Source organism: Thauera sp. K11, from assembly GCF_002354895.1.
GTDB classification, from domain to species: domain Bacteria; phylum Pseudomonadota; class Gammaproteobacteria; order Burkholderiales; family Rhodocyclaceae; genus Thauera; species Thauera sinica.
On the sequence record NZ_CP023439.1, the window covers coordinates 3,401,399 to 3,417,594 of the forward strand.

The following is a 16,196-nucleotide window of genomic DNA, read 5'->3' on the forward strand; positions in this document are numbered from 1 at the left end:
CCCCGCCGCCGCCGGAAGCGGAGCGCGCGACACAGGGCCGCCGGCTTCGGCATGGCCGCCCTCGTCGCGCTGGTGCTGGTGCTGGGCGCGGCGGGCGGCGCCTTCGCCTGGTACAAGTTCTTCCGCGAGGAGCCACAGCCGGAGTGGATCACGAACGATCCGGACATGCGCTTCAAGTACGGCTCGATCGGCGCCGAGCGCGACGCCGGCATTCCGTACTGGATCTTCTACGTGCTGCCGCGGGTGTTCCCCGACCTGCTGCCGGGACCGGGCGGCTACGCCTCCTTCGGGGTGGTGTGGGAGGAAGGGCAGGAGTTGCCGGTGGGCTTCTCGAAAAAGGTGGCGGGCTTCCCGCGCGTGGCCAACAACTGCGCGTCCTGCCACGTCGCCAGCTACCGCACCGCGCCCGACGCGCCGCCGGTGCTGGTGCCCGCCGGGCCGAACCACACGCTGAACCTGTGGGCCTTCTTCCGCTTCCTGGTCGATTGCGCAAAGGATCCGCGCTTCAACGCCGACAACCTGATGGCGGAGATCCGCCTCGTCACCGGCATGTCCTTCGTCGACCGCATGCTCTACCGCTTCCTCATCATTCCGGTCACGAAGAAGCGCCTGCTCGAACGCGAACGCCAGTTCGCCTGGCTGTACCGCGCCGATTTCCCGCCCTGGGGCCGCGGCCGCGACGACGCGATGAACCTGACCAAGTACTTCATGATCCGCTGGCCGATGGACGACAGCCTGGGGCCGACCGACATGCCCTCGATCTGGAACCTGGGCAAGTACAAGCCCGAGCGGGGCATGCGCCTGAACTTCGCCGGCGACAGCCACGATCCGTATTCGGTGATCATCGATTCGGCGCTCGGCCTGCTCGGCGCGCCGCCCAAGGACAACGCCGAATTCCTCGGCCACGTCAAATGGATACAGGACTACGTCACCGCGAAACGCGCGCCGCCCTACCCCTTCCCGATCGACGCCGCCCAGGCCGAACGCGGCAAGGCGGTGTTCGACGCTGCCTGCGCTGCATGCCACGCCTCCGCGCGCACCGGCACCGTGGTGCCGCTGGCCGAGATCGGCACCAGCCGCGACCGCATCGACACTTGGAACGAGAAGGCCGCGCGCGAGGCGAACGAGGTCGTGCGCGACATGGGCATCGAGCGCCCGGGCCTGGTGGAGGCACCGCTCACCGGCTACGTCGCCGCCTTCCTGGACGGCATCTGGCTGCGTGCGCCCTATCTCCACAACGGCTCGGTGCCCTCGCTGCGCGACCTGCTGCTGCCGCCGGCCGAGCGCCCCGCAACGTTCTGGCGCGGCTACGACGTGTATGACCCGGCGCGGGCCGGCTTCGTCAGCAGCGGCCCCGAGGCCGAACGCGCCGGCACCCGCCACGACGTCGCAGCCAAGGGCGGCGGCAACCAGGGCCATGCCTTCGGCACCGATCTGCCGGCGGCCGACAAGGACGCACTCGTCGAATACCTGAAGACTTTGTAGGGCCGGGGAGAAAACCCCATGGCAGCGCGCCTGCCCTGCGCGGACTGTCCGCCCTGCCGTCCCCGCCGCTGCGGCAGGCGCTAGCGCGAGCGCAGCAGGTCGAGGTCGGACGGATTGCGCTCGTCGCGGTAGGCCGGCTCGCCGTCCGGTACCGGCCCGGCGAAGCACTGCACCAGCACATTGCCCTGCTGCCGGTCGCGGAACAAGGGTTCGACCGCGCAGGGCCCATACACCGACTGGATGGTGCCGAGCAGCTTGCGCGCATAGGGCGTGGCCAGCCGCTGGTCGAGGATGAGGTTGATGAACGTCACCCCGCCGGGCGCGAGCGCACGCCGCGTCGCGCTCCAGAACTCCTGCGTGACCAGGTGGGCGGGCACGCTGGTCAGCGCGCTGTAGGCATCCACCACGATGGCGTCGTAGCGTTCGGCGGTGTCGGCCACGTAGCGGCGGGCATCGGCGGCGATGAAGCGGCCGCGCACCGGCTCGCGCAGGAACTCGCGCTCGGCCAGTTCGCGGATGGCCGGGTCGATGTCCACATAGGTGTAGTCGTTGGCCGGCTCCCGGTGCGACAGCGTGAAGCCGCCCGCGCCGAGCACCAGGATGCGGCGACCGCGAAAACCCATCTCGTCCAGCAGCAGGGTGCGCAGGCGCTCGATGTAGCGCGTGTAGCGCGGCGGCTCGCCGCCGTCCATCAGCGAGGCGAGGGAGTTGTTGATCCAGAACACGCGCGGCTCGTGCATGCCGGGCAGTTCCACCGCCTCCACCCGGTAGGTGGCGTAGGCGGTTTCGATCTGCTGCGGCAGCCACAGGTTGGCGGCGAGCGCCGCCGCGCCGAGCGCACCGCCCAGCCCGTTGCCCGGCCACGCCGGCCGCCCCGTGGCGGCGGGCAGGAAAGGCACCGGCGCGAGCAGCAGCGCCGCGCAGACGAGAATCGCCGCGGACACGCCCAGCCACTGCATCACCAGCAGCGAGAGCGACAGCGAGCCGAGAAAGGAACCCAGCGTGGACCAGTACAGCGCCGCGCCGCTGCGCGCACCGGCGCGTTCGTGGCGCAGCAGGTTGGTGAGTATCGGCACCGTCTGGCCCAGCAGCCAGGCGACCGGGCACAGCACACCGCCGACGAAGACCAGATAGGCGAGCCAGGCCGGGCGCAGATGGGCGAACAGCGCGTCCACGACCGGTCCGGCCATGCCGATCGCGATCAGTGCCGCCGCAACGAGGAAATTGACGCGCACCCGCGGCAGGAAATCCTGCCCCACGCGGCCGCCGGCCTGGTAGCCGAGCGCGAGTGCGAGGAGGAAGAAACCGATCGTCGGCGCGGTGACGGTGATCGAACTGCCGAGGAAGGGAAGCAGCCGGCGCAGGGCCAGGATCTCGGCGCCGAGCGAGGCATAGCCCTCGACGAACACCAGCGCGAAGAGCAGGCGGGGTGAGGGCATCGACGCGCCGTGGCGCTCAGCGGACGCCATCAGGCCGGCCCTGCGGCAGCGGCATGCGCCGCCGGGGAGCGGAACCTCCGGCCGGACGCAGGCATCGCGCGCGTCCAGCCGGAGGTTTCCCTGCGGGGATTACTTGACCTGCAGCGTGCCGCCACGTCCGAGGCCGCCCTTCACGTCCTGCGCCTTGTAGTTGCGCAGCGCGACGACCATGCTGTTGTAGGCGTCCATGAAGGCGGCCACCGTCGCCTTGCCTTCCGGCGTGCGCGAGAAGCCGCCCAGCGCACCGCCGGCACTGCCGCCGAGGGCACCGAGCGCCGCGCCGAAGTTGGTCGCCGTGGCGCTGCCTTCCGCCGCCGAGATCTGCACCGCGGAGCGGATGTCGTACAGGCTGAGGGTCACCACCGAGACCTTGGACTGAAGGCCGCCGGCGATGACGCCGGCCGCACCGCCGAACAGGCCGCCGATCGCACCGCCGACCGAGCCGACCGAGTCGTTGTTGATGATGATCTGCGGTTCGAGGTAGTAGTCCGCGGCAACGCGCTGGCCCTTCTGCTGCTTGGAGCCGGCACGGTATTCGCCGGAGTTGCGCTGGATGTCGGTGATGCGCGACAGGCGGCTGTCGGTGCGCAGGTTGCCGATCGACGTGATGACGAAGCAGTTCGACTGCTGGACGGCAAGCCGCAGCAGCGGCTCGATCGTCGTCACATGCGTCTCGCTGCCGAACTGGCCGTACCAGTCGGCGGCGCGGCCGTCGTCCACCGCGATCGTGCCGAACGGCGCGTCGCAGCGCTCCATCTGGGGATTGGCATCGACGCTGGTGCCGCCGGCCGCGGCACCGGTGGTGGCGGTCTTGTTGGTGCCGGTGGTGACGCATCCGGCAAGCGCGGCCGCCGCGAGCAGGGTCAGCGCCAGGCGGGGCATGGCTGAACGGATCATGGTGAGTCTACCTCCATCAATAGGTCGGTCATGGGCACGCCCCGCGACATGCGGGCCGTCCTTGTGGAAAAACTGGAAAATCGCCCTCTTCCGGATTCGGAAAGGCTAACGGTAGTACCAGTTGCCGTCGCGCCACAGACCGAGATAGGGGTAGCCCCGGTACCAGTAGTCATACACCAGCGGCCGCCAGTGCTGGCGGAAGCGCCGTTCGGCATCGTCCGACTTGCGCGCGGCGCTGGCTTCGGCCTTCAGCTTGGCGGATTCCTTGTCACCCCGGCCCGCCGCGATCGTGAGCCATTTCTCCGCCTCTGCGGGATCCGGCCCCATTTCCTCCAGCCCGGACAGGTAGAAGCGGCCGAGCGCCTTCTGCGCCTGGAGATGCCCGCGCTCGGCAGCGGAGCGCATCCAGGTCAGGGCCTGGTAGCTGTCCTGGCGCACGCCGTCGCCGCGGAAATAGCGCAGCGCGAGATCGTAGGCCGCACGCGGATCCCGCTCCGCGAGCGACTGCAATGCGGCGGCCCGGCCGTCGTCCTCCGGCTGCGACGCCTGCGCGACCTCGGGGCTGACGTAGTCGCGGGGACGTTCCACGCATCCCGCGGAATCGCAGATGCGGGCGGTCTCCTTTTGCGGCGGCTGCGCGCAGGCCGCGAGCAGCAGGCACAGAGCGAGATGGGCTGGAACTCTCATGAGCGATGCGTCATCCGGTCGAAAGGTGGCTCATTATATTAAGTTACATTTCCAGCACAATGACTTTTGCCCGGAGGCGAAGCAGGACGTGCGCCGGCGCCGGAAGGCGGCGTGGCGGCCCCGGCGTCCGGGCGACTCGGCTGATCGCCCTCGCCTCAGCGCCACATGTCGCGCATCTTCGCTGCGAGATCGACCGCCGCCTGGCGCGAGGCCGGCGTGCCCCGCAGGCCGGGCGGGGGCAGCGGCCAGGTGATCTGCTCGAAATGCTCCAGCAGCCGGTTCGGGATGAAACGGCTGCGGCCGGCATAGACGTGGCGGTCGCCCAGCCCCTGCTGCTGCGAGACGTAGAAGCGCTGCGGCAGGATGAGATCGAGGTGGTCCCTGGCGCGGGTCATCGCCACGTACAGGAGGCGGCGCTCCTCCTCGATCTCGGCGCCGTTGCGGGTGGCGATGTCGGACGGAATGCAGCCGTCGACCACGTTCAGCACGCTCACCGCGCTCCACTCCTGTCCCTTGGCCGAATGCATCGTCGACAGGATCAGGTAGTCCTCGTCGACCAGCGGCATGCCGGGCTCGCCGCTGGTGGCGCTGGGGGGATCGAGCGTGAGTTCGGTCAGGAACTGCCGGCGGCCGGGATAGGTGGCGGCGATGCGCGCGAGTTGCTGGATGTCGGGCAGGCGCACCGGGGCGTCCTCGTACAGGCGCGGCATCTGCGCCTCGTACCAGCGGCAGGCGAGTTCGAATCCGGCCGGCCACGGTGCCGGGCCGCCGTCGCGGCCGGCGAGGCGGTCGATCAGCGCGGCGAACGCCAGCCAGCCCTCGCGCGCGCCGTCGGGCACCGGCTGCTCGGCGAGCAGCGCGCAGCCGTCGGGCGCGGCGCAGACGTTGTCGAGCACCCGCCCCGCCGTCTTCGGCCCGATGCCGGCCAGCAACTGGACGGCGCGAAAGCCGGCGATGCGGTCGCGCGGGTTTTCCGCCCAGCGCAGCAGCGCGAGCACGTCCTTGACGTGGGCGGCCTCGAGAAACCTGAGCCCGCCGAACTTCACGAACGGGATGTTGCGCCGCGTCAGTTCCATTTCCAGGCGCGCACTGTAGCTGGAAGCCCGGAACAGCACCGCCTGCTGCCTGAGCCGCAGCCCGTCCTCCCGGCGCGCGAGCGCCTGCTCGACCACGTAGGCGGCCTGTTCCGCGTCGTCCTTCACCGATACCAGGCGCGGCCGCTGCGATGAGCCGCGGTCGGAGCGCAGGTCCTTGGCGTAGCGCTCGGCGGCGAGCGCGATCACCGCGTTGGCGGCGGCGAGGATGGGCTGCGTCGAGCGGTAGTTCTGCTCCAGCGTGACGATGCGCGCCGGCGGCTCGAACGCAGCGGGAAAATCCAGGATGTTGCGCACCGTGGCGCCGCGGAAGGCGTAGATGGCCTGGGCGTCGTCGCCGACCACGGTCAGGCCCCGGCCATCGGGCTTCATCGCCAGCAGGATCGCGGCCTGCAGATGGTTGGTGTCCTGGTATTCGTCCACCAGCACGTGCTCGAACAGCGCGCCGACCTCCTGCGCCAGTTCGGGCTCGGCCATCATCTGCGCCCAGTAGAGCAGCAGGTCGTCGTAGTCGAGCACCTGCTGCGCCTGCTTGGCCTGGACGTAGGCGCGGAACAGCCGTTTCAGTTCATCCTCCCATTCGGCGCACCAGGGGAAGGAAGCCTGCAGCACCTCGGCCAGCGGCGCGCGGGTGTTCACCGCAGCGGAATAGATCGCGAGGCAGGTTCCCTTCAGCGGAAAGCGGCGGCTCTTTTCGGAGAAGCCCTGCTCATGCCGGACCAGGTTCAGCAGGTCGGCCGAATCCTCGCGATCGTGGATGGTGAACGCCACGTCCAGCCCGATGCGGCCGGCGTACTCGCGCAGGAGCCGCGCGCCGATGCCGTGGAAGGTGCCGGACCAGTTCAGTTCGGCATGGGCGAGCCACGGGTGGGTCGCCGCGAGCTGCCCCAGCAGGCGCTGCACGCGGCGGCCCATCTCGTCGGCGGCGCGGCGCGAGAAGGTCAGCAGCAGGATGCGCGCGGGGTCCGCACCGCCGGCGATCAGATGGGCGACGCGATGCGCCAGCGTGCTGGTCTTGCCCGAGCCCGCGCCGGCGATCACCAGCAGCGGCCCGGCCACACCGCCTTCGCCGCCGCCGAACTCGACCGCCTCGCGCTGGGCGGCATTGAGGCTCGCCAGCCACGGCATGGCGGCGGAATCGGTCCGCCCGGACGACGGCGGAGCGGACGGATGGGCGGATGCGTTCATGACTGGAATTATATCCAGTCACCCTGCTCTTGCCGCCGGTTCGCGGCCGCTTTCAGCCGAACAGGCTGTGCAGCATCTTCAGCGACAGTGCGATCAGCACGCCGGCAAAGATCTTCTTCAGCACGGACACAGGCAGCTTGTGGGCAAGGCTGGCGCCGACCGGCGCCACCGCCATGCTCACCACGCTCACCAGCACCAGCGCCGGCAGGTAGATGTAGCCCAGCGTGTGGGCCGGCATGTCCGGCGCGCCCCAGCCATTGACCATGTAGCCGACGGTGCCCGCCGCCGCGATCGGCAGGCCGATCGCCGCCGAAGTGCCGATCGCATGCTGCATCTTGACGTTGCACCAGGTCATGAAGGGCACCGACAGGGAGCCGCCGCCGATCGCCACCAGCGCCGACACGCCGCCAATGCCGGCACCCGCCAGGCTCAGGCCGACCGGGCCGGGAATGTCGCGCGAGGGTTTGGGCTTGATGTTGACCAGCATCTGCAGCGACACGTAGGCCATGAAGATCGAAAAGAAGATGGCCAGCGGCGCGGTGTCCACGCGCGCTGCGATGAAGGTGCCGCCGAAGGTGCCCAGCAGAATGCTCGGGGTGATGCCCTTGACGATGTCCCAGCGTACCGCGCCGTGTTGCTGGTGGGCGCGCAGGCTGGAGATCGAGGTGAGGACGATGCTCGCCATCGACGTCCCCAGCGACATATGCACCACCTGCTCGTAGGGAAAGCCCTGGGCGACGAAGAAGGTCGTCAGCATCGGCACCATGATCCCGCCGCCGCCGACACCGAGCAGTCCGGCAAAGAAGCCCACCCCCGCGCCGAGCACCGGGTAGGCCAGCCACCACACGTCGAATTCCATCGCCCGCAGCGTCTCCGCAAGCCAGCGCGCCCATCCGGGGCGCACAAAGAAAAAACGCGGCTTGCGCCGCGCTTTGTGAATGGCCCCCCGCCTGTGCCGTCTCCGCCGGGCATCCTGAACCAGGGGTTCAGGGAGGTCGCTTTCCTTCCGCTTAAGGCTCACCCGCGAGGGGCGTGCACACCGCGGCATCCATGGTAGGCAACCAAGTCTCTCGACTATTGGTTCAAGGAATCTACGGCTTCAACGAACACTGCAGGGGATTGACCTTGCCGCCCCGAACCGGCCCTCAAAAGAGTTTTTCCTGCTGGGCCAGCACCCCGTCGAGGCGCGCTTTCATGAGTCCGATTCTACGCTTCGCGCCTGCTATGTCAAACCCGCCGCCGCGCTGGTACATGAGGAATTCATGGGCGATGTTGAGCGCCGTCATGACGGCGAGACGCTCGCCCGATGCATGCGTTTTGTCGGCCAGTTCGACGAGCTTGCCGTCCACGTAGGACACCGCGGCCTGGAGCGCTTCCTTGTTCTCGGGCGGGCAGGAGACGCGGTATTCCTTGCCCAGCAGAACGATGTCGAGGTAATCGGTCGCCACGTGCTCAGGTCTCCGGCAGTTTGTCCAGCACCGCTTCCAGGCGCTCGGCGGCACGCCGCACCTTGTCGGAGAGCTGGTGGTTTTCGGCTTCGAGCTTCACGACGCGGGAGCGCAGCGCCAGGTTCTCCGCCCTGAGGGCGCCGTGAAGGCTGATGAGTTGCTCGAGCTGGGCTTCGAGGCGGGTGAGTTCGTCATCCATGCGCTGATGGTAGAAGTGGGAAGGAAAGGCGGTCAATACGCCGTTGCGGGCCGTCCGGCGCGAAAAACGCTCCGCGCCGGAGCGGCCGCGCCTCAGCGCTGGACCTGGGTCACGTCGCGCACCGCGCCGGTGTCGGCCGAGGTGGTGAGCGCCGCGTAAGCCTGCAGCGCCGCCGACACCGCGCGTTCGCGCCTGGCCGGCCTCCATGCCGCACGGCCCCTGGCTTCCATCGCAGCGCGCCGGCGGGCGAGTTCTTCCTCGCCGACCTCCAGGTGGATGCGGCGGTTGGGGATGTCGATCTCGATCGTGTCGCCATCCTCGACGAGCGCAATGGCGCCGCCGCAGGCCGCCTCGGGCGAGGCGTGGCCGATCGACAGGCCGGACGTGCCGCCGGAGAAGCGGCCGTCGGTGAGCAGCGCGCACTGCGCGCCCAGGCCGCGGCTCTTCAGGTAGGACGTGGGGTAGAGCATCTCCTGCATGCCGGGGCCGCCCTTCGGGCCCTCGTAGCGGATCACCACCACGTCGCCGGCCTGCACCTGCTCGCCCAGGATGCCGTCGACCGCGTCTTCCTGGCTCTCGTACACCCGCGCCTTGCCGGTGAATGTCCAGATCGACTCGTCCACGCCGGCCGTCTTCACGATGCAGCCCTTCTCGGCGATGTTGCCGTACAGCACCGCGAGGCCGCCGTCGGCGGTGAAGGCGTGTTCCCTGGTGCGGATGACGCCCGCCTCGCGGTCGGCGTCGAGTTCCTTCCAGCGCCGGTCCTGGCTGAAGGCGACCTGGGTCGGCACGCCGCCGGGCGCGGCGCGGAAGAAGGTATGCACGGTCTCGTCGGAGGTGCGCTTGATGTCCCACTTCGCCAGCGCCTCGGCCATCGACGCGCTGTGCACCGTCGGCACGTCGGTGTGCAGCAGGCCGGCGCGGTCGAGTTCGCCGAGGATGGACATGATGCCGCCGGCGCGGTGCACGTCCTCGATGTGCACGTCGGGCACCGCCGGCGCCACCTTGCACAGGCAGGGCACGCGGCGGCTGATGCGGTCGATGTCCTTCATCGTGAAATCGACGCCGGCCTCGCGTGCCGCCGCCAGCAGGTGCAGCACGGTGTTGGTCGAGCCGCCCATCGCCACGTCCAGGCTCATCGCGTTCTCGAACGCCTCGAAGCTGGCGATGGAGCGCGGCAGCACCGAGGCGTCGTCCCCTTCGTAGCAGCGACGGGCGAGATCGACGATGCGGCGGCCGGCTTCGCGGAACAGGCGCTCGCGGTCGGCATGGGTGGCGAGCGTGGTGCCGTTGCCGGGCAGCGACAGGCCGAGCGCCTCGGTCAGGCAGTTCATCGAGTTGGCGGTGAACATGCCCGAGCACGAGCCGCAGGTCGGACAGGCGGAGCGCTCGATGGCCTCGACCTCCTCGTCGGAGCAGTGCTTGTCGGCCGCCTTGACCATCGCGTCGACGAGGTCGAGCGAGATCACCTTGGCTTCCCATTTCACCTTGCCAGCCTCCATCGGCCCGCCGGACACGAAGATCGCCGGGATGTTGAGGCGCAGCGCCGCCATCAGCATGCCCGGGGTGATCTTGTCGCAGTTCGAGATGCACACCAGCGCGTCGGCGGTGTGGGCGTTGCACATGTATTCGACGCTGTCGGCGATCAGCTCGCGCGAGGGCAGCGAGTACAGCATGCCGCCGTGGCCCATGGCGATGCCGTCGTCGACGGCGATGGTATTGAATTCCTTGGCCACGCCGCCGGCCGCCTCGATCTCGCGCGCGACGAGCTGGCCGAGGTCCTTCAGGTGCACGTGGCCCGGCACGAACTGGGTGAAACTGTTGGCGATCGCGATGATCGGCTTTTCGAAGTCGCCGTCCTTCATGCCGGTGGCGCGCCACAGCGCGCGGGCACCCGCCATGTTGCGGCCGGCGGTGGAAGTGCGGGAACGGTACTGGGGCATGGGGGCGCTCCGGGAAATCTGTGCGGAAAGGCTTCGGATTCTAACGCCGGCCGGCCGGCCGGTCACGCCGTCCGCGCCTGCCCCGGCCGCGCCGCGAGGTGGCCGGGACCGCCACACCCTGCGTATCATCCCTCCCCTGCCAGCCATCCCGTCCGGAGCCATCATGGAAGCCCGCAATCCGCTGCCCGCGCCGACATCGGAAGCCGCCGCCCCGAACGAGGGTTTCGACCTCGATCCGGTAGAGATCCGCGCGCTCGGCGTACTGGTCGAAAAAGCCTTCGTCACGCCCGACGCCTATCCGCTGTCGATCAACGCCATCGTCGCCGGCTGCAACCAGCTCACCGCGCGCGAACCGGTGATGTCGGTCGCGGAAGCCGAGGCCCAGGCCGCGATCGACAGCCTGATGGCGCGCAAGCTGGTGTCGCGGCGCGACCAGGCCGGCGCCCGGGTGGCCAAGTACGAGCATCTGGTGCGGGTGCGCCATTCGCTGCCGCCCGCCGAGCAGGCGGTGCTGGCGACGCTGATGCTGCGCGGCGCCCAGACTGCGGGCGAGATCCGCCAGCGCTGCGAGCGGCTGCACCGTTTCGACGACATCGCGGCGGTCGAGGCGGTGCTCGAACACCTCGCCGAGAAGTTCCCGCCCATGGTCGCGACCCTGCCGCGCGCCCCGGGCACCAAGGAGGTGCGCCATGCGCATCTGCTCGGCGGCACTGCGCTGCTCGAGGAGATGGCGGAGGCGCAGTCCGTCGGTGGCGGCGCGGCCGGGCGCAGCCGCATCGCCGAGCTGGAAGACGAGGTCGCGCGCCTGCGCAGCGAAATCGAGGCGCTGCGCCGCGACTTCGACACCTTCCGCCAGCAGTTCGACTGATCCGCCGCCACGCCCATGCTGATCCATCCGCAGTTCGACCCCGTCGCCTTTGCCATCGGCCCCGTCTCGGTACGCTGGTACGGGCTGATGTACCTCGTCGCCTTCGTGCTCTTCATCGTGCTCGGCCGCCTGCATGCCCGGCGCCGTCCCGAACTCGGCTGGAACGCCGCGATGATCGACGACCTGCTGTTCTACGGCGTGATCGGCGTGATCGTGGGCGGCCGGCTCGGCGAAGTGCTCTTCTTCCAGCCGGGCTACTACCTGAGCCACCCGGCCGAGATCCTCGCCGTCTGGAAGGGCGGCATGAGCTTTCACGGCGGCTTTCTCGGCGTGCTGGCGGCGGTGTGGCTGTATGGGCGCAGCCATGGCAAGGGTTTCTGGGAAATCACCGACTTCATCGCGCCGCTGGTGCCCACCGGCCTGGCCGCCGGCCGCATCGGCAATTTCATCAACGGCGAGCTGTGGGGCCGGCCGGCACCGGGCGATCTGCCATGGGCGATGATCTTCCCGTGGGTGGACCAGGTGCCGCGCCACCCTTCGCAGCTCTACCAGGCGGCCGGCGAAGGCATGCTGCTGTTCGTGATCCTGTGGCTCTACGCCGCCCGCCCGCGGCCGCTGCGCGCGGTGTCGGCGGTGTTCCTCGTCGGCTACGGCAGCCTGCGTTTCGCCGCGGAGTTCTTCCGCACGCCCGATGCGGGCATCTTCGGTACGCTGTCGCTGGGGCTGTCCACGGCGCAGTGGCTTTGCGTACCCATGGTGATCGTCGGCATCTTCCTGCTGATCCCGGCCGTCCGTCGCCCGCCGGTCGCCTGACCGACCCCTCGCCGCAGCGCGCTGGCCCGCCCACGGCGGGCCAGGATGCAGGTCGAGCGGGCATTATGCACGGTAGCGAGTCCCCCGTTGCGGCTAACATGGCTCCCAAAAGGACACCAACGCACACCGCAGGGAAAAAAGAGACGACATGTCAGCAGGGGATCTGTTCTCGCGCAGCCTCTCGAAGATGCGGGCCCTCATGTCGGCCCCGCCGGCGCGCACGCGCGCGCCCTCCGAGCGCGACATCGAGCGCATCCGCCAGCAACTGCAGGAATGCGCCGAGGGCCGGGGCGGAGAAGTCTCCACCCGGCAGCGGGCCGCCCGCCTGGCCGAAACCTACCTGCGGCTGAACGACGAGGGCCGGCAGGCATTCCTGCGCATGATCGCCCTCGAATTCGGCCCCGAACCGGCCCGCGTGGCCCAGGCCCACCGCGCCTACCAGGCGGCGGTGGGCAGCGACCGGCAGTGGGATGCAGAAGCCGATCTGCGCGCCGCGATGCGATCCCGGCGCCTGCGCATCCTGACGCAGTTCAATGCCATCCCGCAGGGTGTCAAGTTCCTGGTGGACCTGCGTGCGGACCTGCTGCGCTACCTCGCCGGCGACCCGCTGCTCAAGCCGCTGGACCGCGAACTGGAAGGGCGGCTCTCCGCCTGGTTCGACGTGGGCTTCCTCGAACTGCAGCGCATCACCTGGCAGTCGCCCGCCGCCCTGCTGGAAAAGCTCGTCGAGTACGAGGCGGTGCACGAGATCCGCTCGTGGGAGGACCTCAAGAACCGCCTCGACTCCGACCGCCGCTGCTACGCCTTCTTCCATCCGCGCATGCCGCTCGAGCCGCTGATCTTCGTGCAGGTCGCGCTGGTGGACGAGCTTGCGGACGACGTGCAGAAGCTGCTCGACATCGAGGCCCCGCTGGCCGACGCCAGCCGGGCCAACACCGCGATCTTCTATTCGATCACGTCCACGCAGGCGGGCCTGCGCGGCGTCTCGTTCGGCAACTTCCTGCTCAAGCGGGTGGTGGACGACCTGCAGCGCGACTTCCCGCGCCTGAAGACCTTCTCCACCCTGTCGCCGATCCCCGGGCTGGCGCGCTGGGCGGCGCGCAATCCGGCCGAATGCGCGCAGATCCTCGCCGGCGCCGACTGGAACAAGCTCGCCGCCGCGGGCCTGGAAGGGCCTGAATCGCCGCGCATGCGCGCGCTGCTCGGCGGCGCGGGCGACTGGGTGGAGGACAAGGCGCTCGCACGCGCCCTGCGCGAACCGCTGATGCGCCTTGCCGCCCATTACCTGCTCGATGCCAAGCGGGACGACGAGCCGGCCGACCCGGTGGCGCGCTTCCATCTCGGCAACGGCGCGCGCGTCGAGCGCCTGAACTGGCTCGCGGACACCTCCGCGAAGGGGCTGGCGCAATCCTGGGGCATGATGGTCAATTATCTGTACGACCCGGACCGCATCGAGTCCAACCTCGAGGCTTTCGCCGCGGACGGCCGTATCGACGCCTCTGCGGCAGTGCGAAGGCAGGCCCGGCGGTGACGTTCCGGCACGACGCCCCGAACGGCGGACATTCCGGCACATACGCGAGCGGGATAGGCTATTCTGCAAGCGCGTGGCGGGATGCGCCCGCTTCGACGGCCCCCGGAGACAAGCGCGTGCGCCTGCCTTTCAGGCATTCATCCATCCGCTTCCGGCTACTGCTCGCCAGTACCGCAGTGCAGATCGTGCTGTTGACGCTGCTGCTCGCCAACAGCGTGCGGCTGATGAACAATGCCGCGTCGGCGAGCCTGGATACGCTCGTCAACCAGAACGCCAGCATGCTGCATGCAATGTCCGTGTCCTATGGCGACCAGCAGCGCTACGGCGAACTCGAGGACATCCTCGGCGAACTGCTGAACGATTCGACCGAAGGTCTGGTTTATGTGCGGATCGTCTCCCCCGGCGGACGGCTGGTGCTGAGCGCCGGCAGGCCCGACATGAGGAGCCTGCCGCCGCCGTCCTTCGCGGAAGAGGGGGCGCTCGAAGGCATCTTCGAAACCAAGGTGGTCCATGTACGCCGCCCGCTGCTGCTGCCGCGCAACGAGATCGGCTTCCTGCAGTTCGGCGTCTCGGTATCGGTGCTGGCCGCCGCCCGCAAGGCGATCATCGAACAGGGCGCGATCATCTCGCTGGTGGAGATCGCACTGACCTTCGTGCTGCTGTCGGGCATCGGCTACCTGCTGACGCACAATCTCGGACGCCTGCTCGCGGGCAGCAAGGCCATCGCCGACGGCCACTTCAACCACCGCCTGCCGGCCACCGGCAACGACGAACTCGCCGTGCTCGCCCGCCACTTCAACATCATGGCGGCGACGCTGCAGCAGCGCATCGGCGAACTCGAGGACACGGCCAGCCGGCTCAAGGCGAGCGAGGAGCGCTACGCACTGGCGATGCGCGGCGCCAACGACGGCCTGTGGGACTGGGACATCCCGGGCCGCACGATCTACTTCTCGGACCGCTCGTGCGAGCTTCTCGGCCTGCCGCCCGCCTCCCTGCCCTCCAATCCTGAAGGCATCCTCCCGTACCTGCATCCGGACGAGGTCGAGATCTACAAGGAAAGAGTCCTCGCCCACCTGCGGGGACTCACCTCGCAGTTCATGCTGGAGCACCGCGTGCGGCAACCCGACGGCAGCTACCGCTGGGTGCTCACGCGCGGCGTCGCCCGCCGCACCGGGAGCGGCCGCGCGGTGCGCATGGCGGGCTCGATCGGCGACATCCACCTGCGCAAGCGCGCCGAGCAGAGGCTGATCCACGACGCGCTGCACGACGGCCTCACCGGCCTGCCGAACCGGGCCCTGTTCATCGAGCACGTGACGCGGGCGATCGGCCAGCAGCGGCGCGACGAGCGCTACCAGTTCGCCGTGCTGGCGATCAACATCGAGCGCTTCAGCCTCGTGAACGACAGCTACGGCCACGCGGTGGGCGATGAACTGCTGCGCCGCGCCAGCGGCCACATCTCCGCGCGGATACGCGAAGGCGACGTCGCCGCGCGCGTCGGCGGCGACCAGTTCGCCGTGCTGTTGAACGGCGTGTCGGATTCGACCGAAGCGCTTCGCATCGCCGAGGCCCTGGTCGAACTGCCCGGCTTCGCCACGCCCTCGGGCGAAGGCGAGCTGCACCCCCGCTGCCGCATCGGCATCGCCCTCAGCGACGACGAACGCGACGATGCCGAGGCCCTGCTGCGCGACGCCGACAATGCGCTGCACAAGGCCCGGCGCAGCGACGGTTCGCCGGTCGAGTTCTTCCACACCTCGATGCACACCCAGGCGATCCGCTCGCTGCGGCTCGAGGTCGACCTGCGCGCCGCCCTGCGCGACGGCGGACTGACCGTCCATTACCAGCCCATCGTGTCGCTCGCCGACCGCCGCATCACGAGCTTCGAGGCCCTGGTGCGCTGGCCGCATCCCACCCAGGGCCTGCTGCCCCCCTTCGAGTTCATCTCGCTCGCCGAGACGCTGGATCTCATCCACGATCTCGGCATGCAGGTCCTGGCCATGGCCTGCCGCGACATCCGCGCATGGCAGCAGCGCGACCCGCTCGCCCCGCCGGCGCGCGTCGCAGTCAATCTGTCCGCGCGCCAGTTGTCGCGCCCGCAACTGGCGGACGAACTGCTGGCGGTCATCGATGCGCACGGACTGCCGCGCGCCTCGGTGCGCTTCGAGATCACGGAGAGCGTGCTCGCCCACCCCGGCGGCCCGGCCTCGCGCACCCTGCACCGGCTGCGCGAGGCGGGCGTCCACATCCTGATCGACGACTTCGGCACCGGCTACTCCACGCTGAGCTACCTGCACACGATCCCCTGCGACCAGGTCAAGCTCGACGGCTCCTTCGTGCGTTCGATCACCGTCGACGAACGCCTGCGCGCCATCGTCGCACGCAGCATCGAGCTGGCCCACGACTTGGGCATGACCGTGGTCGCCGAGTGCATCGAGACCGAAGACCAGGCGCTCATCCTTCGCGACATGGGCTGCAACTACGGGCAGGGCTACCTGTTCGCGCGACCGACGGACGCGCAGAGTGCCCAGAACCTGCTGCACAAGAAGATGCCACTGGGGGCATGAACGA

Annotated in this window: 13 protein-coding genes and 1 other RNA gene; 5 read left to right on the forward strand and 9 right to left on the reverse strand. The window is 69.4% G+C overall.

What is annotated here, in order from left to right; all coding sequences use genetic code 11:
- Positions 1-51: 51 nt before the first annotated feature.
- A complete protein-coding gene (locus CCZ27_RS14895) occupies positions 52-1,485 on the forward strand; it encodes a c-type cytochrome (RefSeq protein ID WP_096449417.1) in 1,434 nt (477 codons plus the stop codon).
- A gap of 80 nt (positions 1,486-1,565) precedes the next feature.
- Here CCZ27_RS14895 and CCZ27_RS14900 read toward each other — a convergent pair whose 3' ends face one another.
- From CCZ27_RS14900 to ilvD, 9 genes are all read right to left on the reverse strand, one after another.
- Positions 1,566-2,954 (reverse strand): fused MFS/spermidine synthase, encoded by a 1,389-nt coding sequence (locus tag CCZ27_RS14900; RefSeq protein ID WP_096449419.1) that lies wholly within the window; start codon positions 2,952-2,954, stop codon positions 1,566-1,568.
- A 99-nt stretch (positions 2,955-3,053) separates the two neighbouring features.
- Positions 3,054-3,860: a hypothetical protein gene (locus tag CCZ27_RS14905; RefSeq protein ID WP_096449421.1), complete on the reverse strand. Its 807-nt coding sequence runs from the start codon at positions 3,858-3,860 to the stop codon at positions 3,054-3,056.
- Positions 3,861-3,965: 105 nt separating this feature from the next.
- On the reverse strand, positions 3,966-4,547 hold the full coding sequence (locus CCZ27_RS14910) for a tetratricopeptide repeat protein (RefSeq protein WP_096449423.1): 582 nt from the start codon (positions 4,545-4,547) through the stop codon (positions 3,966-3,968).
- Positions 4,548-4,702: 155 nt separating this feature from the next.
- On the reverse strand, positions 4,703-6,829 hold the full coding sequence (locus tag CCZ27_RS14915) for an ATP-dependent helicase (protein ID WP_096449425.1): 2,127 nt from the start codon (positions 6,827-6,829) through the stop codon (positions 4,703-4,705).
- Positions 6,830-6,881: 52 nt separating this feature from the next.
- The gene (locus tag CCZ27_RS14920) at positions 6,882-7,688 is read right to left on the reverse strand and encodes a sulfite exporter TauE/SafE family protein (RefSeq protein ID WP_096452626.1); all 807 of its coding nucleotides are present in this window, start codon (positions 7,686-7,688) and stop codon (positions 6,882-6,884) included.
- 80 nt (positions 7,689-7,768) lie between these two features.
- A non-coding RNA gene (ssrS, locus tag CCZ27_RS14925) (6S RNA) lies at positions 7,769-7,950 on the reverse strand.
- Between the two features lie 24 nt (positions 7,951-7,974).
- Positions 7,975-8,277, reverse strand: a complete 303-nt coding sequence (locus CCZ27_RS14930; RefSeq protein WP_096449427.1) for a cell division protein ZapA — start codon at positions 8,275-8,277, stop codon at positions 7,975-7,977.
- A gap of 4 nt (positions 8,278-8,281) precedes the next feature.
- Positions 8,282-8,476, reverse strand: a complete 195-nt coding sequence (locus CCZ27_RS14935) for a hypothetical protein (protein ID WP_096449429.1) — start codon at positions 8,474-8,476, stop codon at positions 8,282-8,284.
- 92 nt (positions 8,477-8,568) lie between these two features.
- Positions 8,569-10,419, reverse strand: coding sequence for a dihydroxy-acid dehydratase (ilvD, locus tag CCZ27_RS14940; RefSeq protein ID WP_096449431.1), 1,851 nt, complete (start codon positions 10,417-10,419; stop codon positions 8,569-8,571).
- 163 nt (positions 10,420-10,582) lie between these two features.
- On the opposite strand from ilvD, the gene CCZ27_RS14945 reads away from it, so the two are divergent.
- The 4 genes from CCZ27_RS14945 (at position 10,583) to CCZ27_RS14960 (ending at position 16,192) form a co-directional block, all read left to right on the forward strand.
- Complete coding sequence (locus tag CCZ27_RS14945; protein WP_096449433.1) at positions 10,583-11,287, forward strand: YceH family protein; 705 nt, start codon at positions 10,583-10,585, stop codon at positions 11,285-11,287.
- Between the two features lie 15 nt (positions 11,288-11,302).
- The gene (lgt, locus tag CCZ27_RS14950) at positions 11,303-12,100 is read left to right on the forward strand and encodes a prolipoprotein diacylglyceryl transferase (protein ID WP_096449435.1); all 798 of its coding nucleotides are present in this window, start codon (positions 11,303-11,305) and stop codon (positions 12,098-12,100) included.
- Between the two features lie 148 nt (positions 12,101-12,248).
- On the forward strand, positions 12,249-13,631 hold the full coding sequence (locus CCZ27_RS14955; RefSeq protein WP_096449437.1) for a malonyl-CoA decarboxylase: 1,383 nt from the start codon (positions 12,249-12,251) through the stop codon (positions 13,629-13,631).
- Positions 13,632-13,747: 116 nt separating this feature from the next.
- Complete coding sequence (locus CCZ27_RS14960) at positions 13,748-16,192, forward strand: EAL domain-containing protein (RefSeq protein ID WP_198363130.1); 2,445 nt, start codon at positions 13,748-13,750, stop codon at positions 16,190-16,192.
- The last annotated feature ends 4 nt before the right edge of the window (positions 16,193-16,196 follow it).